The 25428-nt window shown below is 62.6% G+C and carries 27 protein-coding genes; 12 read left to right on the plus strand and 15 right to left on the minus strand.

Features of this window, described 5'->3' with window-relative positions; genetic code table 11:
• Positions 1-189: 189 nt before the first annotated feature.
• Both DXK50_RS13990 and lon read right to left on the minus strand, forming a co-directional pair.
• Entirely contained in the window at positions 190-582 is a 393-nt protein-coding gene (locus DXK50_RS13990) for a protease inhibitor I42 family protein (protein WP_161864574.1), read from the minus strand.
• Between the two features lie 159 nt (positions 583-741).
• Positions 742-3138, minus strand: coding sequence for an endopeptidase La (gene lon, locus DXK50_RS13995; protein WP_212630733.1), 2397 nt, complete (start codon positions 3136-3138; stop codon positions 742-744).
• 237 nt (positions 3139-3375) lie between these two features.
• On the opposite strand from lon, the gene DXK50_RS14000 reads away from it, so the two are divergent.
• Positions 3376-4125: a helix-turn-helix domain-containing protein gene (locus DXK50_RS14000; protein WP_161864572.1), complete on the plus strand. Its 750-nt coding sequence runs from the start codon at positions 3376-3378 to the stop codon at positions 4123-4125.
• Positions 4126-4222: 97 nt separating this feature from the next.
• On the opposite strand, the gene lpcA is transcribed toward DXK50_RS14000, so the two are convergent.
• The 7 genes from lpcA to minC form a co-directional block, all read right to left on the minus strand.
• Positions 4223-4810 carry a D-sedoheptulose 7-phosphate isomerase gene (lpcA, locus tag DXK50_RS14005; protein ID WP_024307228.1) on the minus strand — a complete coding sequence of 196 codons (588 nt, stop codon included), beginning with the start codon at positions 4808-4810 and terminating at the stop codon, positions 4223-4225.
• Positions 4811-4822: 12 nt separating this feature from the next.
• Complete coding sequence (locus DXK50_RS14010; RefSeq protein WP_024307229.1) at positions 4823-6112, minus strand: M18 family aminopeptidase; 1290 nt, start codon at positions 6110-6112, stop codon at positions 4823-4825.
• A gap of 112 nt (positions 6113-6224) precedes the next feature.
• On the minus strand, positions 6225-6797 hold the full coding sequence (locus tag DXK50_RS14015; protein ID WP_212630734.1) for a class I SAM-dependent methyltransferase: 573 nt from the start codon (positions 6795-6797) through the stop codon (positions 6225-6227).
• Between the two features lie 9 nt (positions 6798-6806).
• Positions 6807-7442 (minus strand): RluA family pseudouridine synthase, encoded by a 636-nt coding sequence (locus tag DXK50_RS14020; protein ID WP_212630735.1) that lies wholly within the window; start codon positions 7440-7442, stop codon positions 6807-6809.
• 149 nt (positions 7443-7591) lie between these two features.
• On the minus strand, positions 7592-7846 hold the full coding sequence (gene minE / locus DXK50_RS14025) for a cell division topological specificity factor MinE (protein ID WP_013714405.1): 255 nt from the start codon (positions 7844-7846) through the stop codon (positions 7592-7594).
• Positions 7843-8658 (minus strand): septum site-determining protein MinD, encoded by an 816-nt coding sequence (gene minD, locus DXK50_RS14030; RefSeq protein ID WP_161864568.1) that lies wholly within the window; start codon positions 8656-8658, stop codon positions 7843-7845. The genes minE and minD overlap by 4 nt, the downstream gene beginning before the upstream one ends.
• Before the next feature lie 101 nt (positions 8659-8759).
• The gene (gene minC, locus DXK50_RS14035) at positions 8760-9488 is read right to left on the minus strand and encodes a septum site-determining protein MinC (protein WP_212630736.1); all 729 of its coding nucleotides are present in this window, start codon (positions 9486-9488) and stop codon (positions 8760-8762) included.
• 219 nt (positions 9489-9707) lie between these two features.
• Between minC and DXK50_RS14040 the strand changes: the two genes are divergently transcribed.
• Entirely contained in the window at positions 9708-10640 is a 933-nt protein-coding gene (locus tag DXK50_RS14040) for a lipid A biosynthesis lauroyl acyltransferase (protein ID WP_212630737.1), read from the plus strand.
• A 35-nt stretch (positions 10641-10675) separates the two neighbouring features.
• A complete protein-coding gene (locus DXK50_RS14045) occupies positions 10676-11857 on the plus strand; it encodes a patatin-like phospholipase family protein (RefSeq protein WP_212630738.1) in 1182 nt (393 codons plus the stop codon).
• A 6-nt stretch (positions 11858-11863) separates the two neighbouring features.
• Here the strand turns inward: DXK50_RS14045 and DXK50_RS14050 are convergent, their stop codons facing one another.
• The 4 genes from DXK50_RS14050 to DXK50_RS14065 form a co-directional block, all read right to left on the minus strand.
• A complete protein-coding gene (locus DXK50_RS14050) occupies positions 11864-12718 on the minus strand; it encodes a pirin family protein (RefSeq protein ID WP_212630739.1) in 855 nt (284 codons plus the stop codon).
• A gap of 108 nt (positions 12719-12826) precedes the next feature.
• Positions 12827-13597, minus strand: a complete 771-nt coding sequence (locus tag DXK50_RS14055; protein WP_461818876.1) for an MlaA family lipoprotein — start codon at positions 13595-13597, stop codon at positions 12827-12829.
• Positions 13590-14888, minus strand: coding sequence for a serine/threonine protein kinase (locus DXK50_RS14060; RefSeq protein ID WP_212630741.1), 1299 nt, complete (start codon positions 14886-14888; stop codon positions 13590-13592). The genes DXK50_RS14055 and DXK50_RS14060 overlap by 8 nt, the downstream gene beginning before the upstream one ends.
• Positions 14889-15047: 159 nt before the next feature.
• Entirely contained in the window at positions 15048-15272 is a 225-nt protein-coding gene (locus DXK50_RS14065; protein ID WP_024307236.1) for a DUF2061 domain-containing protein, read from the minus strand.
• A gap of 155 nt (positions 15273-15427) precedes the next feature.
• On the opposite strand from DXK50_RS14065, the gene DXK50_RS14070 reads away from it, so the two are divergent.
• The 6 genes from DXK50_RS14070 to DXK50_RS14095 all read left to right on the plus strand — a co-directional run bounded on the left by DXK50_RS14070 (position 15428) and on the right by DXK50_RS14095 (position 20231).
• Positions 15428-15802 carry a DUF2784 domain-containing protein gene (locus DXK50_RS14070; RefSeq protein WP_161864561.1) on the plus strand — a complete coding sequence of 125 codons (375 nt, stop codon included), beginning with the start codon at positions 15428-15430 and terminating at the stop codon, positions 15800-15802.
• Positions 15803-15899: 97 nt separating this feature from the next.
• On the plus strand, positions 15900-16712 hold the full coding sequence (locus DXK50_RS14075) for an SDR family oxidoreductase (protein ID WP_212630742.1): 813 nt from the start codon (positions 15900-15902) through the stop codon (positions 16710-16712).
• Positions 16713-16812: 100 nt separating this feature from the next.
• Positions 16813-17976, plus strand: a complete 1164-nt coding sequence (locus tag DXK50_RS14080) for an MFS transporter (RefSeq protein ID WP_212630743.1) — start codon at positions 16813-16815, stop codon at positions 17974-17976.
• Between the two features lie 74 nt (positions 17977-18050).
• Positions 18051-18479 carry a hypothetical protein gene (locus tag DXK50_RS14085; protein ID WP_161864558.1) on the plus strand — a complete coding sequence of 143 codons (429 nt, stop codon included), beginning with the start codon at positions 18051-18053 and terminating at the stop codon, positions 18477-18479.
• A 9-nt stretch (positions 18480-18488) separates the two neighbouring features.
• The gene (locus DXK50_RS14090; protein WP_212630744.1) at positions 18489-18821 is read left to right on the plus strand and encodes a YnfA family protein; all 333 of its coding nucleotides are present in this window, start codon (positions 18489-18491) and stop codon (positions 18819-18821) included.
• 156 nt (positions 18822-18977) lie between these two features.
• Positions 18978-20231 carry an OprO/OprP family phosphate-selective porin gene (locus DXK50_RS14095; RefSeq protein ID WP_212630745.1) on the plus strand — a complete coding sequence of 418 codons (1254 nt, stop codon included), beginning with the start codon at positions 18978-18980 and terminating at the stop codon, positions 20229-20231.
• 119 nt (positions 20232-20350) lie between these two features.
• On the opposite strand, the gene DXK50_RS14100 is transcribed toward DXK50_RS14095, so the two are convergent.
• A complete protein-coding gene (locus DXK50_RS14100) occupies positions 20351-20956 on the minus strand; it encodes an inorganic diphosphatase (RefSeq protein WP_212630746.1) in 606 nt (201 codons plus the stop codon).
• A 95-nt stretch (positions 20957-21051) separates the two neighbouring features.
• On the opposite strand from DXK50_RS14100, the gene DXK50_RS14105 reads away from it, so the two are divergent.
• The 3 genes from DXK50_RS14105 (at position 21052) to DXK50_RS14115 (ending at position 24453) form a co-directional block, all read left to right on the plus strand.
• On the plus strand, positions 21052-22185 hold the full coding sequence (locus DXK50_RS14105) for a GNAT family N-acetyltransferase (protein WP_212630747.1): 1134 nt from the start codon (positions 21052-21054) through the stop codon (positions 22183-22185).
• 470 nt (positions 22186-22655) lie between these two features.
• Positions 22656-24140 carry a sodium/proline symporter PutP gene (putP, locus tag DXK50_RS14110; RefSeq protein WP_161864553.1) on the plus strand — a complete coding sequence of 495 codons (1485 nt, stop codon included), beginning with the start codon at positions 22656-22658 and terminating at the stop codon, positions 24138-24140.
• Between the two features lie 100 nt (positions 24141-24240).
• Complete coding sequence (locus tag DXK50_RS14115) at positions 24241-24453, plus strand: VF530 family protein (protein WP_024307244.1); 213 nt, start codon at positions 24241-24243, stop codon at positions 24451-24453.
• A gap of 9 nt (positions 24454-24462) precedes the next feature.
• Here DXK50_RS14115 and DXK50_RS14120 read toward each other — a convergent pair whose 3' ends face one another.
• Entirely contained in the window at positions 24463-25344 is an 882-nt protein-coding gene (locus tag DXK50_RS14120) for an alpha/beta hydrolase (RefSeq protein WP_212630748.1), read from the minus strand.
• Positions 25345-25428 lie beyond the last annotated feature (84 nt).

Consider the following 25428-nt stretch of genomic DNA (forward strand, 5'->3'; position numbering starts at 1 on the left):
TATGTAGGAGCGGCTTCAGCCGCGAAGCGCGTGAGCGAAGGGGCGCATGAGCGCCCCTTGTTCGTTTTCAGCCTGTAGAGCATGTGCAAACCGCCAATGAATAGGTGGTGGCACGGAACCGTGGGAGGCGCTTCAGCGGCGATTGTCGAGTCGTCGCGGCTAAAGCCCCTCCCACAGAAGCAATTCCGCTCACTTCACCCGCAATTCACAGTCGAAGGTTTCCGCGGGCGGCACGTTTGGCTCCCACGGCTGCTGGTAGGTCAGCAGCAGGCGGCCCTCGCCGGCTTCGCGAGCGGTGAAGCGCCAGGTTGAAATACCGCCAGCGCCCACCACTCCGGCGTCTTCCGGGTTGCTGTAGACCTCGGGGCCGAGGCTTTGCAGCACGTTCGCCGCACCATCACGGACCTCCCAGCGAAAGCCGGTGGTGGGGTTGCTGGGCAGGCTGAGGATCAGTTGCTGACCCTTGTTCAGCGTCAGCGGGCATTGCCGATCCTTCTTCAGCTCCAGCGTGCCGGATTGATGAGCACAGGCCGTGAGCAAGGCCAGGGCGGGCAGGGTAAGCAGGCGCAAGGTGGCGTACATGACGAACTCCAGTCGACGAAACCTGGCCCAGCATAGCCGCATCGGCTTGTCGGTGGCGACCGTCGAGGCGCGCGGTTTGCTGTAGGAGCGAGCTTTGCTCGCGAAGCTTTCAGGTTCGCCGACATTCGCGAGCAGAGCTCGCTCCTACATTGGGCCTGTTTAGTCGAACAGCACTTTCGCCACATCTCCATAGCGCTTGGCGAAGTGCACGGTCAGGCCTTCCTTGAGATAGTCCGGCAACTCCTCGTAACTGCCGCGGTTGGCCTCCGGCAGGATCAGCTCGAAGATCTTCTGCCGGCGTGCCGCGATCACCTTCTCGCGCACGCCGCCGATGGGCAGCACCTGGCCGGTGAGGGTCAGCTCGCCGGTCATGGCTACGCCCTTCTTCGGCGCCTGGTTGCGTGCGAGCGAAAGCAGGGCGCTGGCCATGGTGATGCCGGCGCTGGGGCCGTCCTTGGGCGTGGCGCCTTCCGGCACGTGCAGGTGGACGAAGGCCTGGTCGAAGAAGCTCGGGTCGCCGCCGAACTGCTTGAGGTGCGAGCTGACGTAGCTGTAGGCGATCTCCGCCGACTCCTTCATCACCTCACCGAGCTGGCCGGTAAGCTTGAAACCGCGGTTGAGCGTGTGGATGCGCGTCGCCTCGATCGGCAGGGTGGCGCCGCCCATGCTGGTCCAGGCCAGGCCGGTGATGACGCCGACGCCGGCCAGCACCCGCTCGTTGCGGAACACCGGCATGCCGAGGGTTTCTTCCAGATCCTTGGTGCCGATGCGGATTTTCGCTTCGGGATCTTCCAGCAATTTGACCACCGACTTGCGCACCAGCTTGCCCAGCTGCTTCTCCAGCTGGCGTACGCCGGCCTCGCGGGCATAGCCTTCGATCACCGCGCGCAGCGCCGCATCGCTGATGGACAGGCGCGCCTTAGGCACGCCGGCCTTTTCCAGCTGCTTGGGCCACAGATGGCGCTTGGCGATGGCCAGCTTTTCCTCAGTGATGTAGCCGGAAAGGCGGATCACTTCCATGCGGTCGAGCAGCGGGCCGGGGATGGAGTCGAGGGTGTTGGCGGTGCAGACGAACAGCACCTTGGACAGGTCCAGGCGCAGGTCCAGGTAATGATCGAGAAACTCGACGTTCTGCTCCGGATCGAGGGTTTCCAGCAGCGCCGAGGCCGGGTCGCCCTGGTAGCTGGTGCCCATCTTGTCGATCTCGTCGAGCATGATCACCGGGTTCATCACCTCGGCTTCCTTCAGTGCCTGCACCAGCTTGCCGGGCATGGCGCCAATGTAGGTACGGCGGTGACCCTTGATTTCCGCCTCGTCACGCATGCCGCCGACCGAGAAGCGATAGAACGGCCGGCCGAGGGATTCGGCGATGGACTTGCCGATGCTGGTCTTGCCCACGCCAGGTGGGCCCACCAACAGCACGATGGAGCCGGCGATCTCGCCCTTGAAGGCGCCGACGGCGAGGAACTCGGTGATGCGCTGCTTGATGTCGTCCATGCCGGCGTGGTGCTTGTCCAGCACCTTGCGCGCGCGGCCGAGGTCGAGCTTGTCCTGGCCGTGGACGCCCCAGGGCAGGGCGGTAGCCCAGTCCAGGTAGTTGCGCGTGACGGCGTACTCCGGCGAGCCGGTCTCGAGGATCGACAGCTTGTTCAGCTCCTCGTCGATGCGCTTTTGCGCAGGCGCAGGTAGGGTCTTGCCTTCTAGACGGGCGAGGAATTCCTCGCGGTCGGCGCTCTTGTCGTCCTTGCTGATGCCCAGCTCCTGCTGGATCAGCTTGAGCTGCTCCTTGAGGAAGAACTCGCGCTGGCGCTCGCCGATCTGCTTGTTCACCTCGGCCGACAGCTCCTTCTGCAGGCGGCCGACTTCGACCTCCTTGCGCAGCAGCGGCAGCACCTTCTCCATGCGCTTGAGCATGGGCACGGTATCGAGCACTTCCTGCAATTCGTGGCCTGGCGCGGTGGTCAGCGCGGCGGCGAAGTCGGTGAGCGGCGACGGATCGTTGGGGCTGAAGCGGTTGAGGTAGTTCTTCAGCTCCTCGCTGTACAGCGGGTTGAGCGGCAGCAGTTCCTTGATCGCATTGATCAGCGCCATGCCGTAGGCCTTGACCTCGTCACGCGGGTCGTTGTGGGCCTGTGGGTATTCGACTTCGGCCAGATACGGGCCGCGGCGGCTGAGCCAGCCACGGATGCGTACGCGGGTCAGACCCTGAGCGACGAACTGCAGCTTGCCGCCTTCCTCGCTGACATGGTGCACGCGCACCAGGGTGCCGTGCTCGGGCAGGCTGTCCAGATCGAACTCGCCGTGCTCGTCCGGCGGGGTGTCGACGAAGAACACCGCCATGCACTTGTGCTCGGTATTGCCGACGCGCGTCAGGGTGCGGCCCCAGGGCTGCTGATTGACGATCACGGGCAACACCTGCGCCGGGAAGAAAGGGCGGTTGTGAATGGGGATGATGTAGAGCTTGTCCGGGAACTGCTGCGCGGGCAGTACCAGGCCAGTACTGCTGGCTTGGACGTGAACTTCGACAGCTTCCGGCGTGTTGTCCTGATCGTTCATGGAGCACCTTTGCGTGTACGTTGGAAGCTACATGGGGCGACCTGGGGATTTTTTCAACGCTTCACACAAGGTGGTTGCGCATTGATATCTCAAGTTGGCTAGGCGACTCGATGGCGGTCAGCTGGGGTTGGATTCAGGTTGCTATAGGTGCAACCGTTTCGCTGATAGGTGGTTGCGGCGTTTTTGTCGGGAAAGGAGTAAAGTGCAACCCTTGTTCCGTGCCGCCAGTTTTTAGCGATGCTGCAAGCCCGTGTGATTCGCCTGGATGAACAGGCTCATGAACATGCCCACGATCATCATCAGTTGGTGATGTCCCTGGTGGGCCGCGCCGAATTTGAGGTCGGCGGTCGCGGTGGGGAGGTCTGCCGGATGCGTGCGTGTCTGGTGCCGGGTGATGCCGCTCACCAGTTCGCCGGCATGGGCGACAACCGCATGCTGATTCTCGATCTGGACGAGCAGGACACCCCCAGCGAAGACCTGGAGCTGCTCCATCGTCTGTTCGAAACGCCGCGTTATCCCGCCCTCGATGTGGATTTCCAGCACCTGCTGACCTATGCCGGCGCCGAGCTGGAGCGCTATGGCAGCGATTCGATACTGGCGCGTTCTCTCGGTGGTGTCCTGCTGCGCGCCCTGCACCTGCGCCTGTTCGGCGAGCAGCGTCGGCAGCCACAGGGCACGCTGGATCTGCAGCGTCTGGACGACTACATCGGTGAGCATCTGGCGCGGCGCATCAGTGTCGCCGAACTGGCGCACGAGATGTGCCTCAGCCCCAGCCACTTCCACGCTCAGTTCAAGGACAGTGTTGGGCTCACGCCGCACCAGTATCTGCTCAAGACCCGCCTAGACCGCGCCGCGCGCATGCTGCGCGAGAGCAATCTGCCATTGGTGCGCATCGCCGAGGAATGCGGCTTTTCCAGCCAGAGCGCCCTGACTACGGCCATGCGCCGCTACATGGGGCTGACCCCGAAGCGCCTGCGCAGCGCCTGAGCGGAAGTCGAGTAGGGTGGGCTTCAGCCCGCCAGTCGCGTAGCCCGGATGCAATCCGGGGGCAAAAAACTCCCGGATTGCATCCGGGCTACGGTGTTCAGGCGTAGTTCTGCGGGCTCAGTTTGCGTTCGATCAGCTCGATCAGAATGTGCAGGGTCTTGATGTGCAGTTCCTGCACGCGGTCGGCGAAGTCGCCGCCGGGGGCGCAGATGCACACGTCGGCCAGGCTTTCCAGCAGCGAGCCGGGCTTGCCGGTCAGGGCGATCACCTTTACGCCCAAGGTCTTGGCGGCTTCGGCGGCCTTGACCACGTTGGGGCTCTTGCCGCTGGTACTGATGGCGATCAGCACGTCACCTTCGCGGCCGTGCGACTCGATATAACGCGAGAAGATGAAGTCGTAGCCGAAATCGTTGGCCACGCAGCTGATGTGGCTGGGGTCGCTGATCGATACGGCGGCGATGCCGGGGCGGTTCTTGCGATAGCGTCCGGTCAGTTCCTCGGCGAAGTGCATGGCGTCGCACATCGAGCCGCCGTTACCGCAGGAAAAGGCCTTGCCCTTGTTCTCGAAGCTCTCGACCAGCAGTTCGGCGGCCTTCTGGATATTGCCCAGGGTCTGTTCGTTGGCGAGAAAGGCCTCCAGCGCGCGCTGGGCCTCCAGCAGGCTGTTGCGGATATGTTCGATCATCGCGTCAGAACCTCAGGGGAGTTCAGGGCTGGAATAGAAAGCCGTCAACACTTTCACCAGGTGATCCAGGTCGTGGCTGCCGGCCAGTTCACGGATCGAGTGCATGGCGAAAGTGGGCAGGCCGATGTCGACCGTGCGCACGCCGAGCTGGCTGGCAGTGATCGGGCCGATGGTGGAGCCGCAGCCCATGTCGCTGCGCACCACGAAGCTCTGCACCGGCACTTCGTTCTCCAGGCACAGGTGGCGGAAGAAGCCGGCGGTTTCGCTGTTGGTGGCGTAGCGCTGGTTGCTGTTGATCTTGATCACCGGGCCGGCGTTGAGCTTGGGCCCGTGGTTGCCGTCGTGCTTGTCGGCATAGTTGGGGTGCACGCCGTGGGCGTTGTCCGCCGAGACCAGCAGCGAGCGCTGGATGGTGCGGACGAAATCGTCGCCACCCGGCAGCACGCGGCGCAGCACCTGCTCGAGGAAGGGCCCGTCGGCACCGCAGGCCGAACAGGAGCCCACTTCTTCATGGTCGGTGCAGACCAGCACACAGGTTTCATCATCGTCCGAGTCGATCAGCGCCTGCAGGCCGGCGTAGCAGGACAGCAGGTTATCCAGGCGCGCGCTGGCGATGAAGTCCTGATTGAGGCCGACGATGGCGGCGCTTTGGGTGTCGTAGAAGCTCAGCTCGTAATCCAGTACCGCGTCCGGGTTGAAGTCGTGTTCCATGGCCAACTGCTCGGCGAGCAGGGCGCGGAAGTCGGCGGTTTCGCTGCTGGCGAGCTGGGCCAGGATCGGCGGCAGTTCGTTCTGCGGGTTGATCGCCCAACCCTGATTGGCCTCGCGGTTGAGGTGGATGGCCAGGCTGGGGATCACGGCGATGGGTTGGTAGAAGTCGATCAGCTGGCTCTCGACCTTGCCGTCGCGGCGATAGGTCACGCGGCCGGCCAGCGACAGGTCACGGTCGAACCAGGGCGCGAGCAGGGCGCCGCCATAGACTTCCACGCCGAGCTGGAAATAGCCCTGGCGCTGCAGTTCGGGGCTGGGTTTGACGCGCAGGCAGGGGCTGTCGGTATGCGCGCCGACCAGGCGAATGCCCCCCTCTACCGCGGGGCGCTTGCCCAGCTTGAAGGCGATGATCGAGGAGTCGTTGCGGGTTACGTAGTAGCGACCGCCGGCCTCAACGTGCCAGGGCGCGCGTTCGTCGAGGTGACGATAACCGGCGGCTTCCAGGCGCATGGCCAGGCTGGTGGTAGCGTGGAAAGGGGTCGGCGAGGCGTTGAGAAAATCGAGCAGGCCTTGGATCAGTTCTTCGCGCATAGGGACTCCGGGCAACGATGGCGCGAGTGTAACCAATTTGCATCGCCCTGTGCCGGCCGTGCACTCGTTTGGAGCGATAGTTGCGGGCTATCTGGCACGGAGTTCAAGCTTGTTATCGTTGCGCTACCACTGAGAACAGATGCCAGTGCTTGGTATGGCCGCGAGCCGTGCTCCCCTGACGGTCAATTTCCTCAAAGTGGATCAGCTCCCAACCGGCAAAGAGGTTTTCTACCGATTGTCTGTCGAAAATGCTTAAGTCGCCGCTCGCCCAGTCGTCGTTAGGGCCGAAGAAATTGCCAGAGAAAAGCCCGTCACGCTTCAGGGCGCAGCATATGCGTTGCCAGACGCGGGGAAACTCCGCAGGAAGACAGAATGGTAAGGCGAAGGCACTGTTGATCAGGTCAGCTGGTGGTAATTCGCAGTCTTCGAATTGTTCGCAGAGCGTCGTCAGTCTTGATGCCTGATCCACTTGTATCTGCTGGTACAGGCGAGCAATAGCTTGTTCTTCGCGATCAATGGCAAGTACCTCCCAGCCTCGACGCAGCAGCTCCAAAGTATCGCGTCCGGCTCCGCAGCCTAGATCTATGGCAAATCCCGCTGTGTTACGGCTTTTCTCCAAAGCCATCAGAAGCATTGGCCAGGCAGGAGCACCTTGCGTGCGATCGTAGTACAGCTTGTCGGTCATCTCTTGGGCTCAAAACGGCGCCGGGCACTCGAAGCGCATGCGTTCGCCTGTTTGCGGGTGGGTGAGGGCGAGCATGCTGGCGTGCAGGCACAGCCGCTCATGGGCGGCCAGCGCCTGCTCGTGGGCGTAGAGGCGGTCGCCCAGCAGCGGGTGGCCGATGGACAGCATATGCACGCGCAACTGGTGCGAACGGCCGGTGATGGGGGTGAGCTCGACCTGGCACCAGTCGCCGCAGCGCTCGATGATGCGCCAGTGCGTCAGGGCGTGTTTGCCCAGTTCGTGGTCGACCACGTGGCGCGGCTTGGTCGGCGGGTCGTAGCGCAGCGGCAGGTCGATGCTGCCGCTGTCTGCCTCGGGCTGGCCCCAGCACAGCGCGGTGTAGGCCTTCTCGGTCTCACGGTCGTGGAACTGCCGGGACAGCTCGCGGTGGCTGTCGGCATCGCGGGCCAGGACAATGATGCCGGAGGTTTCCCAGTCCAGCCGATGCACGATGCGCGCCTCGGGGTAGCCGTTTTCCTGCAGGCGGGTGACCAGGCAATCCTTGTTGTCATCGGCGCGGCCAGGCACCGAGAGCAGCAGGGTGGGCTTGTTGATCACCAGCAGGGCGGCGTCCTGGTGGAGAATTTCGATCTGGCTTAGCGGCATGGGGCGTTCGCAACGGTCTGGTAGGAGCGAGCTCTGCTCGCGAAAAATGCAGGTTACCGATATTCGCGAGCAGAGCTCGCTCCTACAGGCTATCGGTGACTACAAACGAACACGGCGGCCGAAGCCGCCGTGCGTGTGGCCAGAATCGATCAGCGATCCGGCAGGGTGATGTTCAGCTCCAGGATCGAGCAGCTGCCCTGGTTCTCCAGCGCGACCTGAACCTGATCCGATTCGATGGCCACGTACTTGCGGATCACTTCCACCAGCTCCTGCTGCAGGGCAGGCAGGTAGTCCGGCTGGCTGCGCTGACCACGTTCGTGGGCAACGATGATCTGCAGGCGCTCTTTGGCGATGGATGCGGTGGTTTCCTTCTTGCGCGAACGCAAGAAGTCAAAAATATTCATTCTCGACCTCCAAATAGGCGCTGCAGGAAGCCCTGCTTCTTCACATCCAGGAAGCGATGCGGCACGTCCTTGCCGAGCAGACGGTCGACTGCGTCGCTATAGGCCTGGCCGGCGTCGCTCTGGTCATCGAGGATGACCGGGATGCCCTGGTTGGACGCCTTGAGCACGGCCTGGGATTCGGGGATCACGCCGAGCAGGCGGATGGCGAGGATTTCTTCGACGTCTTCGACGCCGAGCATCTCGCCCTTGGTGACGCGCTCGGGGTTGTAGCGGGTCAGCAGCAGGTGCTCCTTGATCGGCTCCTCGCCTTTCTCGGCGCGGCGCGATTTGCTCGCCAGCAGGCCGAGCATGCGGTCGGAGTCACGTACCGAGGACACTTCCGGGTTGGTCACGACGATGGCTTCGTCGGCGAAGTACATCGCCAGGTGAGCACCTTTTTCGATACCGGCTGGCGAGTCGCAGACCACGTATTCGAAATTCTGCGACAGCTCGTTGATGACCTTCTCGACGCCTTCGAGGGTCAGTGCGTCCTTGTCACGGGTCTGGCTGGCGGCCAGCACGTAGAGGTTTTCGAGACGCTTGTCCTTGATCAGGGCCTGGGTCAGGGTGGCTTCGCCATTGACCACGTTGACGAAGTCGTACACCACGCGGCGTTCGCAGCCCATGATCAGGTCGAGGTTACGCAGGCCGACGTCGAAGTCGACGATGACGGTCTTGTGCCCGCGCAAGGCGAGGCCGGTACCGATGGCAGCGCTGGTGGTGGTTTTACCGACGCCACCCTTGCCGGAAGTGACTACGAGGATCTTGGCCAAGGTGATTCACCCCAAAAAATGAATAAAACGCGGGAATCCGTCAGCCATTCGAGGCTTCCAGATGCCTTTTTTGTGTCCGTAAAAAGTGGCCGCAGTATCCGTTAAAGGCGGGTGATGTTCAACACGTCACCCGACAGGCTGACGTGCACCGCATCGCCCCAGAGCGGGTCGCGGCGCAGGTCTTCGGCGACCTTGTAATGGCCGGCGATCGACAACATTTCGGCGCCCATTTGCTGACAGAAAATCCGTGCCTTGGTGTTGCCCTTGATCCCGGCCAGGGCGCGGCCACGCATGGGCGCGTAAACATGGATGTTGCCATCGGCGAGAAGTTCCGCCCCGGCACTGACCGGTGCCAGCACGATCAGATCGCCGCCCTGGGCGTAGACCTGTTGGCCGCCGCGTACCGGGGTGGTGACGATACGGCTGGGTTTGTGCTCGGGCTCGGCCGGCTTTTCCTCGACCTTCTTCGGCGCCGGGTCGATGGGGCGCTCGCGGGCGCCGGAGGGTGGCAGTACCGGCAGATCCATGGCTTCGGCGGCGGCGATGTCGCCCTCGCGCGAGGCGCGAATGGCCAGCGTGCGCAGACCGTGGCGGCGGCAGACCGCCATCAGCTCGGCCAGGTCCAGATCACCTTCGCCTTCCGGCAGTTTGTCCAGGGCCAGTACCAGCGGCGTATTGCTGAAAAAGGCGGGGGCCTGGGCGACTTTTTCCGTCAGTTGCGCGTCGAGGCGCTCCAGGTCGTTGTGCGCCAGTTCCATCACGGTGATGGCGAGCATGCTGCCCTTGAGCTGGAATACGGGATCTTGGGCGAGGAGGTCGGCTTGGCTCATGGTGATGCGATGGGCCTTCTGGCGAGTCGAAAGATGCCCGGACTTATAACGACATAGCCCGCATGCCGCAAGCCGCCTGAGCAGACGCGGCCGACCGGAGGCGATGTTATCGCCTGCACGGGTTGGCCATCGCGACCTGCACGGCGCGCAGCGAAGCCGCCGAGTGGCCGGGAAAACTGCGTTAGAATGCGCGGCTTTGTATGTGATCGGAAACGCCTCATGGATCGCCCCCGCTTTCGCGCCTATTTCCTTCATCCGCGCTTCTGGCCGCTGTGGCTGGGGTTCGGGCTGCTGTGGCTGGTGGTGCAGCTGCCTTATAGCCTGCAATTGAAGCTGGGGCGGGCGTTGGGCTGGCTGATGTATCGCGGCGCGAGTTCGCGCCGGCAGATTGCCGCACGCAATCTGGAGCTGTGCTTCCCCGGCAAGAGCGTTGCCGAGCGTGAGCGTCTGCTCAAGGAGAACTTCGCTTCCACCGGCATCGCCTTCTTCGAGATGGCCATGAGCTGGTGGTGGCCCAAGGCGCGCCTGGCAAAGCTGGCGCATGTCGAAGGCCTCGAACATCTGCAGCAGGCGCAGGCCGAAGGGCAGGGTGTGATCCTCATGGCGGTGCACTTCACCACCCTGGAGATCGGCGCGGCGCTGCTCGGTCAGCTGCACACCATCGACGGCATGTACCGCGAGCACGACAACCCGTTGTTCGACTACATCCAGCGACGTGGCCGCGAGCGCCACAACCTCGACGCCACCGCCATCGAGCGTGAGGACATTCGCGCCATGCTCAAGGTGCTGCGTGCCGGTCGCGCCATCTGGTACGCGCCGGACCAGGACTATGGCCGCAAGCAGAGCATCTTCGTGCCCTTGTTCGGCATCCAGGCGGCGACGGTCACCGCCACCACCAAGTTCGCTCGTCTGGGCAAGGCGCGTGTGGTGCCTTTCACCCAGCAGCGTCTGGCCGACGGCAGCGGTTATCGTCTGGTGATCCATGCGCCGCTCGAAGGCTTCCCCGGCGAGAGCGAAGAGGCCGATTGCCTGCGCATCAACCAGTGGATCGAGCGGGTCGTCAGCGCCTGCCCAGAGCAGTACCTGTGGGCGCATCGGCGTTTCAAGACGCGTCCCGAGGGGGAGCCGAAGCTGTACGGTAAGCGCAAGTAGCGCATCTATACTGCAACGAAAAACAGGACCGTTCGATGACAGTGATTGCCCGCCCCGATGCGCCCGTTACCGGGCTGATCCTTTCTGGTGGCGGGGCGCGGGCGGCCTATCAGGTCGGTGTGCTGGCGGCCATCGCCGATCTGTTGCCGGACACCTCGCACAATCCCTTTCCGGTGATAGTCGGCACCTCGGCCGGGGCGATCAATGCCGTTGGCCTGGCCTGTGGCGCGCTGCAGTTCGGCGAGGCGGTGCGGCGCCTGACCTCGGTCTGGCAGGGTTTTCACACGCACATGGTGTACCGCAGCGACTGGCCAGGCGTGCTGCGTCAGGCGGCGCGCTTCATCGGGCACAGTTTGCTCGGCCTGGGCCGTGACGTTCCGGTGGCCCTGCTCGACAGCTCGCCGTTGCGCGAGCTGCTGGAGCGCGAGCTGGATTTTTCCGGCATCGCGGCGGCGGTCCGGCATCGTCAACTACGGGCTGTCGCGGTGACGGCCTTCGGCTACGAAAGCGGGCAGGCCGTGACCTTCTACCAGGGCCGCGCCACCATCGATCCCTGGTTTCGTCATCGCCGTGTGGGCGTGCCGACACGTCTGCAGCTTCACCATCTGCTCGCCAGCGCGTCGATTCCGCTGATCTTCCCGCCGGTGAAGATCAACCGCGAATACTTCGGTGACGGCGCGGTACGCCAGGCGGCGCCGATCAGCCCGGCGCTGCACCTGGGCGCCAGCCGCGTGCTGGTGATAGGCGTGAGCGGCAATGCCCAGCTCGAAGCCTATGCCGCGCTGCCGCGCGTGGCGAGCACGCGGCCGCCGAGTCTGGCGCAGATCGGCGGACACATGCTCAACAGCACTTTTATCGACAATCTGGAAACGGATATCGAACTGCTCGAGCGCCTCAATCAGATGAGCGCGCTGGTGCCACCGGATCGCCGTCCGCGTGGCCTGGGGCTCAATCCGGTGGAGGTGCTGGTGATCGCGCCGAGCCAGCCGCTGGATCAGATCGCCGCCCGCCATCAGCGTGAGTTGCCCAGGGCGCTGCGTCTGTTCCTGCGTGGTCCGGGAGCGACCAAGGCCGGTGGTGCCGGCGTGCTCAGTTATCTGCTGTTCGAGCCCGGTTACTGCAGCGAGCTGATCGAGCTGGGGTATCAGGATGCGATGACGCGCAAGGCCGACCTCTGTCGTTTTCTCGGCTTGACCGAGGTCGTCCAGCCCGCCTGATTCAGCTCAGGCCAGTACGCCATCGCGAAAATCACGCAGGGCCTGCTCGATTTCCTCGCGGCTGTTCATCACGAACGGCCCGTACTGCACGATGGGCTCGTTCAGCGGGGTACCGGCGATCAGCAGCGCTCGCGCGCCATGACTGCTGGCCAGGTGCAGTTCGCCTTGATCCGACAGCCGCACCAGGCGTCCGGCACTGACGGGTTGTGCACCGGCCTCGGGCAGTTCGAGCAGGCCTTCGTAGACATAGAGCATGACCCGCTGACCGTCGGCCAGGCGCGGCGCCACCTGGCTGCCTGCCGGCAGATGCAGGTCGAACAGTTGCGGCTCGGTATGCGGGCGCTGCACGGCGCCGGCCTGACGAATTTGGCCATCGTCGAACTCGCCGGCGATCACCACCACCTCGACGCCGGACGCCGTATTGATGCGTGGAATGTCGGTGGCGGGGATATCGCGGTAACCCGCTTCGCCCAGCTTGTCCTTGGCCGGCAGGTTGAGCCAGAGCTGGAAGCCGCGCATGGCGCCGGACTCCTGCTCGGGCATCTCGCTGTGGATGATGCCGCGCGCGGCGGTCATCCACTGCACGCCGCCGCTGCCGAGCAGGCCGACATTGCCCAGATGATCCTCATGACGCATGCGCCCTTCGAGCATGTAGGTGATGGTCTCGAAGCCGCGATGCGGATGCGGCGGGAAGCCGGCGATGTAATCGTCGGGGTTGTCGGTGGAAAACTCGTCGAGCATCAGGAAAGGGTCGAAACGCTCCAGCCCCGGCCCGCCGATCACGCGGTTGAGGCGCACGCCGGCGCCGTCGGAGGCAGGTTGGCCAGGCTGAATGCTGATGACGCGGCGATGTGAAGTCATGACGGGCTCCTTGATAGCGAGGAATGACGCCATGCTAGACGCATCGAATCGATGTTTGGGTGGAAAATTCTCGCGCCATGCATCGAATTATTCGATGCATGGCGCATCTCAGTCGGCGATCCGCAGCTTGCGCGACTCCGTGTAGAAGTAGCGCAGTTTCTCGTACTCGAAGGGCGAGTTGAGTTGGCCGTAGCGAAAGCCCGTGTTGGCGCGGGTATCAATGATTCTCAGGGTGGTGATACCCGGGTTGCTGCGCCCGACCTCGGCTACGTCGAGGTAGTTGACGGCGTTCTCCAGGCTGAAGTCGGCCACCAGCCCGCCCGTGTCGCGCAGGTTCGATGGGCCGAGCAGCGGCAGCATCAGATAGGGGCCGGCAGGCACGCCGTAGTAGCCCAGTGTCTGGCCGAAGTCTTCGTTGAATCTTGGCAGGCCCATTTTCGTCGCCGGGTCCCAGATACCACCGACACCGAGAATGGTGTTGAACAGCAAGCGCGCCGTGGTGTTCATCGCCCGCTTGCCCTTGAGCTGCAGCACGCTGTTGGCCAGCGTGGGGATTTCACCAAGGTTGTTGAAGAAGTTGTGCACGCCGGTCTGCACCGGGTCAGGCGTGACATAGCGGTAGCCGTCGACCACCGGCAGGAACACCCACTGATCGAAACGGTAGTTGAAGTGGTAGACGCGGCGGTTCCACGACTCCAGCGGGTCATAGACCTGCAGGGCGTCGCTGGAGGCGCGCTCGAACTCCTGCTGATCCAGCCCCGGGTTGAACTGCAGGTTCTGCAGCGGGTTGGTGAAGCCGTCAGGGTCGACCTGGTTCTCGGCCAGTGCCTGCCCGCTGGCCAGCAGCAGGGCGATGATCAGAGTACTGTGCTTAACCACGGAAGAACTCCAGCATGGCGTCGGCATTGACGCGATAGTTGAGGTTGCCGCAGTGCCCGCCGCGCGGGTAGAGGGTCAGGCGGTCGCCAAAGGTGCGGCGCAGGAAGCCGATATCGCCCTGGCCGAGAATCAGGTCATCGGCGTTGTGCATCACCGCGACCTTGTCGCTGCCCCTGAGGTAGTCCTCCAGTGCATACAGGCTGCTCTTGTCGATCAGCTGGTTGAGGCTGCCGCCGTCATAGCGCGCGCGCCACATGGGCATCAGTTGCTCGGCGATGTAGCAATCGAAGTCGCAACGCAGAGCCATCTGGAAGAAGGGCGTGAGGCTGGTGCTCTCGGTGATCCGATAATCGCGCGGGGTGATCAGGCCGCGGCGGTTGAGCAGGTCCGAGGTGAAGACGATGTCGGCGGAGGAGAAGCGGAACGAGGTGCCGATGAGCATGGCCATCTGTTCGTCCGAGAGGCGCTCGGTGGATTGCTGGAAGTCGTAGAGCATCGCCTCGTTGATATCCAGATAGCCCTTGTCGTTGAAGTAACGCGTCAGCTTGCCCAGCACCAGGTCGTAGAAGTTGGTGCTGTTGTCGATGCCCTGCACCTTGGTCTGCACCAGCTTGTCCAGGTTGCTAACGGAGGTGTAGAGGTTGACCGGCGGGTTGAGCAGCAGTACGCGCTTGAAATCGAAGGCGCGGCGGGTCTCGTCGATCTGGCTGACGAAGGCGGCATGCAGCGCGCCGAGGCTGTAACCGGTGAGCAGGAATTCGCTGACTTCCAGCCTTGGATGCTGCGCCCGCACCGCCTGCATGACGCGGTACAGGTCGTCGGCATCATCCGGACTATAGCCAGGTGTGGCGAAGCGTGAGGCGGCAGCCATGAAGTCGTAGCTGGTCGGCGAGGACAGCTGCACGACATGGAAACCGGCGCCGTAGAACAGCTTCTTCAGGTATTCGTTGGTGCCGTTTGCGTAGTGCGCGCCGGTACCGGCGATGATGAATATCAGCGGCGCACGGCCTTTCTGCTCGGCCAGGCGGTAGCGCAGCTTGGTCACTGGCCAGAAATTGTCCAGCAATTCGAATTCGCGGTCAGGACGCAGGCGTACCGAGTAGTCGCGCTGCCTGATATCGCCATCAGCCGGCAGCTCCGGGCGCAGCTCGGGCGGCGTGGTCGCGATGGTCGCCTCGAACGGGTTGGCCAGCGGATAGCCGTAGCTTTCGGCATCCACATCGGCGGCCATCGCCGAGGCACAGAAGACCAGGCCGCCGAGCAAGGCGGCGAGACGGGCAAGGCTGGGCATGTGCTAAGTCCCTTTGAATCAGAGAGCGTCTGGATTGAACAGCTGGCTTATGACAGCAGCAAGAGGGGCAAAGTGCCAGACTATCCTGACTTATCGTGGGGAACTTGAGTATCAGGGCTATGTGGCCAGGCGTATCGGCCGCGGCGCTGGTTTGTTCAGTCAGGCCTGATGGTGCAGCCAGGCGTGCTTGGGTCGCTCCGGTGCAGGCTGACGATTACGTTCGAAACGCTGCCAGATCTTCTCGTGGAAGTAGAAACCCACCGAGTTGCACAGCGGCTCGATAGCCGCCACCAGGCTGCTGGCTGCAACGCTGCCGGTCAGCACGTAAGTGACACCGAAGGCAATGCAGAAGTGCATGATGGTGAAGGTCAGGGTCTTGAGCATGATGCGCCTCGTTGAGAATCATTTCGTCTTGCATGAAAGGCTAGTCCTGTTCTTTCGGCTCGGGAAATGTGGCGTTTGCATGGCTTCGATAGGCATGCCTAATTAAGTTTGTTTTCATATAAGCTTTTTTCTATGTTGGTTCGGGAAGGACATCAATGATTTGGCGCACGGCCGCCGATGCACTGGTGCTGGTGCATCTGGGCTTCATTCTGTTCGTACTGTTCGGCGGCTTGCTGTTGCTGCGCTGGCCGCGGTTGCTCTGGCTGCACGTGCCGGCGGTGGCCTGGGGCATCGCGGTGGAATGTTTGCACCTGGGGTGCCCGCTGACACCCTGGGAAAATCAGTTGCGCCGCGCGGCGGGGCAGGCGGGCTACGAAGGCGGCTTCATCGAGCATTACCTGATACCGCTGATCTACCCGGCCGGGCTCACGCCGCAGATTCAACTCTGGCTGGGCGCCATCGTCGTGCTGGTCAATCTCACCGTCTATGCCTGGCTGATCTGGCGTTGGCGCGCTGTGGCACGGGCCTGATTTGCCTTGCCTATTCATAAGCCTGATGAAGGCTCGGTCGCTTTATTTCCTTCGCTACACTGCCGCCAATGCAACCAAACACTGAAGGCAGGCTGTTATGCAAAACCGCATGATGATCACTGGCGCGGGCTCCGGCCTGGGACGCGAAATTGCCCTGCGTTGGGCGCGCGAAGGCTGGCGCCTGGCACTGGCCGATGTCAATGAAGCCGGCCTGGCAGAAACCCTGAAAATGGTGCGCGAGGCGGGTGGTGACGGGTTCACCCGGCGCTGCGACGTGCGCGACTACAGCCAGCTGACCGCCCTGGCGCAGGCCTGTGAAGAGCAGTTCGACGGTATCGATGTCATCGTCAACAATGCCGGGGTCGCCTCCGGTGGTTTTTTCAGCGAACTGTCGCTGGAGGACTGGGACTGGCAGATCTCGATCAATCTGATGGGGGTGGTCAAGGGCTGCAAGGCATTCCTGCCGCTGCTGGAAAAGAGCAAGGGCAAGATCGTCAATATCGCCTCCATGGCCGCGTTGATGCAGGGCCCGGGCATGAGCAACTACAACGTGGCCAAGGCCGGCGTAGTGGCCTTGTCGGAAAGCCTGCTGGGGGAGCTGCGCCAACTGGGGATCGGCGTGCATGTGGTCTGTCCGTCCTTCTTCCAGACCAACCTGCTGGATTCCTTCCGTGGTCCGACCCCGGCGATGAAGGCCCAGGTGGGCAAATTGCTGGAAAGCTCGCCGATCAGCGCGGCGGACATCGCCGACTATATCTATGATGAAATGGCCAAGGGCAGCTTCATGATCCTGCCGCACGAAATGGGCCGCATGGCCTGGGCGATCAAGCAGAAGAACCCGCAGGCGCTGTACGACGAGATGGCCAGCATGGCCGAGAAAATGCGCGGCAAGGCAAAATCCGCCAGCTGACCGATAGGTCAGTTATTCATGTCTGCAGGCTTGCCTGGCGTGGCCTGCAGGGGTAGGGTGGCCGCCCCGGCCTGCCTGCCGTCATGACCATGGAATATCTGTGAAACCAGTCCCTCGGGCCCTGCTGCTAGTGGCCCTGGTGCTGGCGGCGATCAATTTGCGCCCCGGCATCACTTCCCTCGCGCCTTTGATCGAACGCATCGCTGCGGAGTTGTCCCTGAGCCGCAGTTTCATCAGCCTGACCACCGCCCTGCCGGTACTGTGCATGGGGCTGTTGGCGCCATTGGCGCCGCGCCTGGCCGTGCGCTGGGGGCTCGAACGCACCATCGTGCTCTGCCTCGGGCTGATCGGCCTGGCGCTGCTGGCGCGTCTGGCCGCGCATCAGAGTGCAGTGCTGATCGGTAGCGCCATTGCGCTGGGCGCCGCGATTGCCGTAGCCGGCCCTTTGCTGTCGGGCTTCATCAAACGCCATTTCGCCAGCCAGATGGGGCGCGTGGTCGGCTGGTACTCGCTGGGCATGGCCATCGGCGGTGCCGGCGGAGCGGTGCTCACGGCGCCGGCCACCGCACTGTTCGGCGATGCCTGGCACCTGGGCCTGGCGGTGTGGGCCGCGCCGGCGTTGCTCGGCGTGATGCTCTGGTTGTGGTTGCCCAATCAGGTGGGCGCTGCCGAGGCGCAGGAGAGCGCCGGCCTGCCCTGGCGGCAGCCACGCGCCTGGCTGATCAGTTGCTTCTTCGCCATTCAGGCGGGGCTGTTCTATGCCATCGCGACCTGGGCCGTGGCGCGCTACCACGAAGCCGGGCTGAGTGTGCTGCGCAGTAACTCGCTGCTCAGCCTGGCCATGCTGATGGGGCTGCCCAGCTCCTTCCTGCTGCCCTGGCTGGCGCAGCGCTACAACGCCCGTTACCCGCTGCTGCTGGCTTGCGGCGCGGTTACCTGCGGTTGTCTGGCGATGGTCACCTTCATGCCGCGTTTCGTTCCGGAGCTCTGGGCGCTGATCCTGGGCTTTTCGCTGGGCGGCTCCTTCGCCCTGTCGCTGGTATTGCCGCTGTACGAAGCCGGCTCGCCGATGGCGGTCAGCCGCTGGACGGCGATGATGCTCTTCACCGGGTACTGCCTCGGCTGCCTGACGCCGATTCTGACCGGCCTGGCGCGCGACCTGTCCGGCAGCTATCGCCTGCCGTTCGCGGTACTGACAGGGTTGGCATTGCTGATGACGCTGGTGGCCTGGATGCTGGGGCGCAGCCGACGGCAGACGCGTTGAGGAATTCGCACCAGTTCCTTTCTTGCCCGGGTGTGCTGTGTTAGAAGGCTTTCTGCTTTTTCAGGAGTGCCGGTGTGGAATCCGAATCCATCGTCTATGGCTGCATTCGCGACTGGCCCTCGGATGATCCCGAGCTGCGTCGTCTGCGCCGTGAAACCAACCGTGGCGTATTGGCCGAATTGCCGTCGGGAGATCTCTGGCCCTTTCTTGGGCGTGAGATGTTCTCGTTCTGCGAGTTGCCGGGGGCGGGCCTTTACCAGACCCAGGTCATTCACTTCGGTGCCAGCTACGGCGCAGTGGAGTATGAATGGAACCTGTGGATCGAAGCGTTCGAGGCGCTACTCAAGCGCCTGTACTGGGCCAGTGCCGTGGTTCACCTGGAAACCGAACTCAATGGCATGCATACCTTTCGCTGGGAATCCGATAACGGCTTTCACAGCCCGCAGGAAGGCGCGCTGCGTGTGCGCTGCGCCTGGGAGCGAGAGGGTGCCCTGCGTGTTTAGGCAGCCGTGATGCTCAGCTACCTGTGGTTTCTGCTGGCGGCGCTGTTCGAGATCGCTGGCTGTTACGCGTTCTGGATGTGGTTGCGGCTGGATCGCAGCGCCTGGTGGATAGCGCCTGGGCTGCTGAGTCTCGCGCTCTTCGCCCTGATCCTCACGCGGGTCGAGGCCGCCTTTGCCGGGCGCGCCTATGCCGCCTACGGTGGCGTATACATCGTCGCTTCGCTGGCCTGGCTGGCACTGATCGAAAAGACCCGACCGATGCTCAGCGACTGGCTGGGTGCTGCACTGTGCCTGGCAGGTGCAGCGGTCGTCCTGCTGGGGCCTCGGCTACATTCCTCCTGAATGGCTTATAAGCAGTAGAAGTAAAAAGTTCCGCTGTCATCAAATCTTTATATATCAGCAACTGCGCTGAAATAACCCCTCGCCAAGATTCCCCCAGCACGAACGAGCCCAGCTCGGGTGTTTTCAACACTAAAAGTCCAACAGGGGAATTTCTCGATGATCCGTAAGCACTTCGCCGGTTTCGTAGCCAGCGCCCTGGCTCTGGCCGTCTCCGCCCAGGCTTTCGCCGGTACCGTCACCACTGACGGCGCCGATATCGTGATCAAGACCAAAGGTGGTTTTGAAGCTTCCACCACCGACAAACAGTTCGGTTTCAAGATCGGTGGTCGTCTGCAGGCAGACTTCGACCAGTTCGACGGCCTCTACACCCGTAACGGCAACACCGCCAACGAAGCCTACTTCCGTCGCGCCATCCTGGAAATTTCCGGTGTTGCCTACACCGACTGGAAATATGCCTTCAACGTCGACTTCGGCGAGAGCGGCAGCAGCAAGTGGGACGAGGCCTCGATCACCTATACCGGTTTCAAGCCGGTCAACGTGAAGATCGGCCGCTTCGATCCTGACTTCGGCCTTGAGAAAGCCACCAGCTCCAAGTGGATTACCGCCATCGAGCGTTCCGCTGTCTATGACCTGGCTGACTGGGTGAACGACAAGCAGGACGGCATGGGCGTGCAGGTCAGCGGCGTCGCTGGCGACATGTTCTACGGTTCGGCTGGTTTCAATCGCGCCAAGAACAACGAAGACACAAACGGCAAGAACAACAACACCTACAATCTGCGTGGTGTGTTCGCCCCTATGGCCGAAGCCGGTAACGTCCTGCACTTTGGCGTCAACTACGCCAAGCGCAACACCGAAGACTTCGATGGCCGCATCCGTTCGCGTCTTAACGTACGCGGCACCACCGAAGACGGCGTAAACGGCAACCGCCCTGACTTCGCTCCGGCCGTGGCTGGCCAGTTCGACGGTGATAGCGCCTGGGGCCTGGAAGCTGCCTTCGCAGCAGGTCCGTTCTCGGTTCAGAGCGAATACCTGCGCCGCGACATCGATGCCAAGTCCGGCTCTGCTCGCAACGACCGCGAAGCGACCGGCTACAACGTTCAGCTCGCTTACACCCTGACCGGTGAGGCGCGTGGCTACAAACTCGACGGCGGCAAGTTCGACAGCATCAAACCGAACGACAAGCAGTTCGGCGCCTGGGAAGTGTTCTACCGCTACGACAACATCAAGGCTGAAGAGTCGAGCATCATCGACACCAAGGCCAAGATCCACACCGTCGGCGTGAACTGGTATGCCAACGAGGCGGTCAAGGTTTCCGCCAACTACCTGAAAGCGTCTGCTGACAACGTGACCAACGCTGCTGGCGACGACGATGGCGATGCCGTAAGCCTGCGCCTGCAGTACGTTTTCTAATAGCTAACTGATTGTGCTCCTGTTTGAGCCCCGCCACTGGCGGGGCTTTTTTGTTTTTGTCGGGCCTGATTTCCGCACAAAAAAGCCCCGGACCTGCCGGGGCTATCTGCCTGCTGCGATCAGCTCTGCTTTTCGAAGCGCTGCATGGCTTCTTCGATCAGCTTGCGCGCTTCGGCTGCATCGCCGTAGCCATTTAGCTCGATCTTCTTGCGGCCTTCGGGCAGTTGCTTGTAGACGCGGAAGAATGCCTCGATACGTTGGCGCTCGATCAGCGGCAGATCCTCGACATCGCGAATCTTGTCGTAGGTCGGGTCGACATCGCTGCTGGGGACGCCGATGATCTTTTCATCCGCCTCGCCACCGTCGATCATTCTCAGCACTGCGACAGGGCGGAACTTGATCAGAACCCCAGGGTGCAGCGCTTCGCGGGTAAGTACCAGCGCATCGAGCGGGTCATTGTCGCCACCCAAGGTGCGTGGCAGCGAACCGTAGTTGGCAGGGTAGGCTACCGGCATCGACTGGAAGCGGTCGACGAAGACCAAGCCCTCCTCGTTTATCTCGTATTTGGTGATACTGCCGGCGGGAATTTCCACCGCCATGTGCACTTCGTTCGGCGCGTCCTTGGGCTGTGCGGCATGGAAGGGATGGACGATGCCCGGGGCGGCGAACGAGCAGGGGGCCGCGAGGCCGATAGCGATGCCGAGGGCGAGCAGGGATTTACGCATGATGACTCCGTTGGGTTGATGGTTGATAAACCGGCAGTCATCTTGCTGAGGCCTTGTTAGAGATATATTGCAGTCTGGCTTCTGGGATTCAGTTCATGCCCGTCACCATCATCGACTCGCTTCATTCATTGCAGGCAGACGTCTGGGACGCTCTGCTGGTGCAGGCGCAACCATTCTTGCGCCATGCCTTTCTCAGCGCACTGGAAGACAGCGGCAGCGTCGGCGATCGCACTGGCTGGCTGCCTTCGCACCGACTCTGGTGCGATGAGCAGGGACAGGTGCAGGCGGCATTGCCGGCTTATGTGAAGCAGCACTCCTACGGCGAATACGTATTCGATCACGCTTGGGCCGATGCCTGCCGCCGCGCGGGTATTGCCTATTACCCCAAGCTGCTGGGCGCCGTGCCGTTCTCTCCGGTGAGTGGGGCACGTTTGCTTGGTGATGCCGCGGCGGCTGCCAAGCTGCTCGACACGCTGGCAGCTGAATTGAGCGCAGAGGGCTTGTCCAGCCTGCATATCAATTTCACCAGTCCGGCCTGCGATGCCGTGATGGCGCAGCGGCAGGGCTGGTTGGAGCGCCTTGGTTGTCAGTTTCACTGGCACAACCGCGGTTATCGGGACTTTCAGGATTTTCTCGATGCGCTCAGCTCACGCAAACGCAAGCAGATGCGCAAGGAACGAGAACAGGTCGCGGGGCAGGGCATCGAATTCTCCTGGCACCCTGGCCACGAGTTGAGCGAGGTGGACTGGGATTTCGTCTACCACTGCTACGCCAATACCTACCATGTGCGCGGCCAGGCGCCCTACCTGACGCGGGAGTTCTTCAGCCTGCTGGCCGAGCGCATGCCGGAAATGATCCGCGTGGTATTCGCCCGGCAGCATGGGCGGCCGCTGGCCATGGCCTTCAGCCTGGTCGATGGCGATACCTTTTACGGTCGCTACTGGGGCTGCCTGGCCGAGTTCGACCGCCTGCATTTCGAAACCTGCTTCTATCAGGGTATGGAATTGGCCATCGCCGAAGGTCTTGGACGCTTCGACGCCGGGGCCCAGGGTGAGCACAAACTGATCCGCGGTTTCGAGCCGGTGATTACTCGTTCATGGCATTATCTCTGCCACCCGGGGCTGCATGCCGCGGTCGTCGAGTTTCTCGAGCAGGAGCGCTCTGGCGTGCGAGGCTATGCTGAGCAGGCGCGCAGCTATCTGCCTTTTCGCCAGTCTGGCGAAGCCTGATCGAACGAGCAGATTACCGACCGCGAGCCGAAACGGTTGTTTGCCGGAAGTTCCCTGTGTCGGAGATTTCTGTAAAAACTCCAGAGCTTTCAGCAAGAAGCCCGTTCACCTCTGCCACTAAATTCCGCCCTTCACTTTCGTTACGACCTTTTTGTCTGCGCCGATTGCTCAGGCCAGCGTTGCTGGGCTGGACCGATCACTGCGGTTCCTGCAATGGAAGTAGGGTGGTAACGCGATTCGGTGGCCGCAGGCGCAAGCCAGGGAGGTCAGGGAAGGTGCTCACGCACATGCCGATGCGATGACGAAGTGGTGAAGGTTTCATTGCACCGGTATCTGTCCCTGATCGTGCTCGCCAGGCATCGGCGTGACGAGAAAGAGAAACCGGAGCCCCGCATCCGCAAACACGGGTGCACTTTGCCAAGCTGGGCACGGTGCCCGAGAACAACAAACGAGAGGGGAGCCCCCCAAAAATGACAGCTAGTACTCCAATGCTCGTCACCTTCGTGGTGTACATCGCAGCCATGGTGCTGATCGGCTTGATCGCCTATCTGCGCACCAAGAACCTTTCCGACTACATTCTCGGTGGCCGTAGCCTCGGTAGCTTCGTTACCGCGCTGTCCGCCGGTGCTTCCGACATGAGTGGCTGGCTGCTGATGGGCCTGCCGGGCGCAATCTTCGTCGCCGGCATCTCCGAAAGCTGGATTGCCATCGGTCTGGTGGCTGGTGCCTACCTCAACTGGTTGTTCGTTGCCGGCCGCCTGCGCGTACAGACCGAGCACAATGGCAACGCCCTGACCCTGCCTGACTACTTCACCAATCGCTTCGAAGACAACAGCCGCATCCTGCGCATCTTCTCGGCCTTGGTGATCCTGGTGTTCTTCACCATCTACTGCGCGTCCGGCGTGGTGGCCGGTGCCCGTCTGTTCGAGAGCACCTTCGGCATGTCCTATGAGACCGCGCTGTGGGCCGGCGCCGCTGCGACCATCGCCTATACCTTCATCGGTGGCTTCCTGGCCGTGAGCTGGACCGACACCGTGCAGGCCACGTTGATGATCTTCGCGCTGATTCTGACTCCGGTCGTGGTGATGACCGCCACCGGCGGTTTCGATCCGGCCATGGCTGCCATCGAAGCGGTCGATGCCACCAACTTCGATATGCTCAAGGGCGCTACCTTCATCGGCGTGATCTCGCTGATGGCGTGGGGCCTGGGTTATTTCGGCCAGCCGCACATTCTGGCGCGCTTCATGGCCGCCGATTCGGTCAAGTCGATCCCGGCGGCTCGCCGCATCTCCATGACCTGGATGATTCTGACCCTGGCCGGCGCGGTGGCCGTGGGCTTCTTCGGCATCGCCTACTTTTCGGCTCATCCGGAAGTCGCCGGCCCGGTCGGCGAGAACCCGGAGCGTGTGTTCATCGAACTGGCCAAGCTGCTGTTCAACCCCTGGATCGCCGGTATTCTGCTGTCGGCCATCCTGGCCGCGGTGATGAGCACCCTGAGCTGCCAACTGCTGGTGTGCTCCAGTGCGCTGACCGAGGACTTCTACAAGGCCTTCCTGCGCAAGGGTGCTTCGCAGACCGAGCTGGTCTGGGTCGGCCGCGCCATGGTGCTGCTGGTCGCACTCATCGCCATCGCCCTGGCGGCCAATCCGGACAATCGCGTACTTGGCCTGGTGTCTTACGCCTGGGCCGGTTTCGGCGCCGCTTTCGGTCCGGTGGTCATCCTGTCCCTGCTGTGGAAGGGCATGACCCGCAACGGCGCGCTGGCCGGCATGCTGGTTGGTGCGGCCACCGTGATCGTATGGAAGAACTGGATCGGTCTGGGCCTGTACGAGATCATTCCTGGTTTCATCCTCGCCACCCTGGCCATCGTGATCTTCAGCCGTATCGGTCAGGCACCCAGCCAGTCGATGCTCAATCGTTTCGACAAGGCCGAGAGCGAATACAAGTCGGTGTAACCCTGTCGGCTTGACCAAAAAAGGCGGTGACTGCTCGGCAGTCATCGCCTTTTTCGTTTACGGCTCTAAGATATGCTCACCTTTTTCGACGGATGCCTACATGACCAGCAATGACCCGCTTCACGGCCTGACCCTGCAGGCGATACTTACCGCTCTGGTCGAACGCATCGGTTGGGAGGGACTGGCCCGTCAGGTCGATGTGCGCTGTTTCAAGCATGAGCCGAGCATCAAGTCGAGCCTGACCTTTCTGCGCAAGACCCCTTGGGCGCGGGCCAAGGTCGAGCAACTCTACCTGCAGCAATTCAAGTCCTGATCGCGCGGATCAGTTGATCTCCAGCCCCAGTGCCTGCAAGGCCTGCCGGTAGCTGTTGCCGGCCATGCGCAGGCCGTTGTTATGGTTGGCGCCCTCGATCAGCAGCAGCTGCTTGGGTTCGCTGGCCGCCTCGAACAGTGCTTCGCTGAAGCGTGAGGGCACATAGCGGTCGTCACGCCCATGAGCGATCAATACCGGAATCCCGACCTCGCCGATCTTGCTCAGCGAATCGAACTCCTGCGACAACAGCCAGCGTACCGGCAGCGAGGTGTTGGTCACCGCCGCAGCCACATCGCCCAGATTGGTGAAGCTGGATTCGACGATCAGGCCTGCTGCCTGTGCTCGATCTTCGTCAGCCAGTTCGTGCGCCAGGTTGACCGCCACCGCGCCGCCGAGCGAATGGCCGTAGATGAAGCGTTTGTCGGCTTCGGGCTGCAGACGAGCCAGATGCTCCCAGGCAATCAGCGCATCCTGATAGACGCTGCGCTCGGAGGGCAGGGCCCCACGGCTCTGGCCGAAGCCGCGGTAGTCCACCGCCAGGACCGAAAAGCCCATGGCGTGCAACTGTTCGATGCGAAACAGCTGGCCGGTCAGATTCCAGCGTGAACCATGCAGATAGAGCAGTGCCGGGGCGTCCTGGCGTGCCGCCGGCCACCACCAGGCATGCAGGCTTTCATCGGCGCTCAGCTTCGGTGATTGCAGCTGCACGTCCTCGATGCCGGTGGGCAGGCCACTGAACCAGCGGGCGGTGCCGGGCTCGATGCGGAACACCAGTTCGCGTTCGGTCTGCTCCAGCTTGGCGCAGCCGATAGGCAGCAATACTGCCAGGCATACCAGGAACAGCAGGCTCAGGCGACGACGGCGTAGCAGGGCGAACCAGGAGGAGCGCATCGACAATACTCATGAAGGGCAACGGATGATGCTGCCATGGACTGCATATCCGATGCCGGGTTTCCCCAGGCGCTGGCCGCTGTG

Origin of the sequence: Pseudomonas sp. KB-10, assembly GCF_018221585.1 — a bacterium.
GTDB classification, from domain to species: Bacteria; Pseudomonadota; Gammaproteobacteria; order Pseudomonadales; family Pseudomonadaceae; genus Aquipseudomonas; species Aquipseudomonas yangonensis.

Excerpts from the sequence above, each read along its gene's own strand:
- DXK50_RS13990 (WP_161864574.1), bottom strand. The coding sequence starts at position 582 with ATGTACGCCACCTTGCGCCTGCTTACCCTGCCCGCCCTGGCCTTGCTC.
- lon (WP_212630733.1), bottom strand. The coding sequence starts at position 3,138 with ATGAACGATCAGGACAACACGCCGGAAGCTGTCGAAGTTCACGTCCAA.
- DXK50_RS14000 (WP_161864572.1), top strand. The coding sequence starts at position 3,376 with ATGCTGCAAGCCCGTGTGATTCGCCTGGATGAACAGGCTCATGAACAT.
- lpcA (WP_024307228.1), bottom strand. The coding sequence starts at position 4,810 with ATGATCGAACATATCCGCAACAGCCTGCTGGAGGCCCAGCGCGCGCTG.
- DXK50_RS14010 (WP_024307229.1), bottom strand. The coding sequence starts at position 6,112 with ATGCGCGAAGAACTGATCCAAGGCCTGCTCGATTTTCTCAACGCCTCG.
- DXK50_RS14015 (WP_212630734.1), bottom strand. The coding sequence starts at position 6,797 with ATGACCGACAAGCTGTACTACGATCGCACGCAAGGTGCTCCTGCCTGG.
- DXK50_RS14020 (WP_212630735.1), bottom strand. The coding sequence starts at position 7,442 with ATGCCGCTAAGCCAGATCGAAATTCTCCACCAGGACGCCGCCCTGCTG.
- minE (WP_013714405.1), bottom strand. The coding sequence starts at position 7,846 with ATGAATATTTTTGACTTCTTGCGTTCGCGCAAGAAGGAAACCACCGCA.
- minC (WP_212630736.1), bottom strand. The coding sequence starts at position 9,488 with ATGAGCCAAGCCGACCTCCTCGCCCAAGATCCCGTATTCCAGCTCAAG.
- DXK50_RS14040 (WP_212630737.1), top strand. The coding sequence starts at position 9,708 with ATGGATCGCCCCCGCTTTCGCGCCTATTTCCTTCATCCGCGCTTCTGG.
- DXK50_RS14045 (WP_212630738.1), top strand. The coding sequence starts at position 10,676 with ATGACAGTGATTGCCCGCCCCGATGCGCCCGTTACCGGGCTGATCCTT.
- DXK50_RS14050 (WP_212630739.1), bottom strand. The coding sequence starts at position 12,718 with ATGACTTCACATCGCCGCGTCATCAGCATTCAGCCTGGCCAACCTGCC.
- DXK50_RS14060 (WP_212630741.1), bottom strand. The coding sequence starts at position 14,888 with ATGCCCAGCCTTGCCCGTCTCGCCGCCTTGCTCGGCGGCCTGGTCTTC.
- DXK50_RS14065 (WP_024307236.1), bottom strand. The coding sequence starts at position 15,272 with ATGCTCAAGACCCTGACCTTCACCATCATGCACTTCTGCATTGCCTTC.
- DXK50_RS14070 (WP_161864561.1), top strand. The coding sequence starts at position 15,428 with ATGATTTGGCGCACGGCCGCCGATGCACTGGTGCTGGTGCATCTGGGC.
- DXK50_RS14075 (WP_212630742.1), top strand. The coding sequence starts at position 15,900 with ATGCAAAACCGCATGATGATCACTGGCGCGGGCTCCGGCCTGGGACGC.
- DXK50_RS14090 (WP_212630744.1), top strand. The coding sequence starts at position 18,489 with ATGCTCAGCTACCTGTGGTTTCTGCTGGCGGCGCTGTTCGAGATCGCT.
- DXK50_RS14095 (WP_212630745.1), top strand. The coding sequence starts at position 18,978 with ATGATCCGTAAGCACTTCGCCGGTTTCGTAGCCAGCGCCCTGGCTCTG.
- DXK50_RS14100 (WP_212630746.1), bottom strand. The coding sequence starts at position 20,956 with ATGCGTAAATCCCTGCTCGCCCTCGGCATCGCTATCGGCCTCGCGGCC.
- DXK50_RS14105 (WP_212630747.1), top strand. The coding sequence starts at position 21,052 with ATGCCCGTCACCATCATCGACTCGCTTCATTCATTGCAGGCAGACGTC.
- putP (WP_161864553.1), top strand. The coding sequence starts at position 22,656 with ATGACAGCTAGTACTCCAATGCTCGTCACCTTCGTGGTGTACATCGCA.
- DXK50_RS14115 (WP_024307244.1), top strand. The coding sequence starts at position 24,241 with ATGACCAGCAATGACCCGCTTCACGGCCTGACCCTGCAGGCGATACTT.
- DXK50_RS14120 (WP_212630748.1), bottom strand. The coding sequence starts at position 25,344 with ATGCGCTCCTCCTGGTTCGCCCTGCTACGCCGTCGTCGCCTGAGCCTG.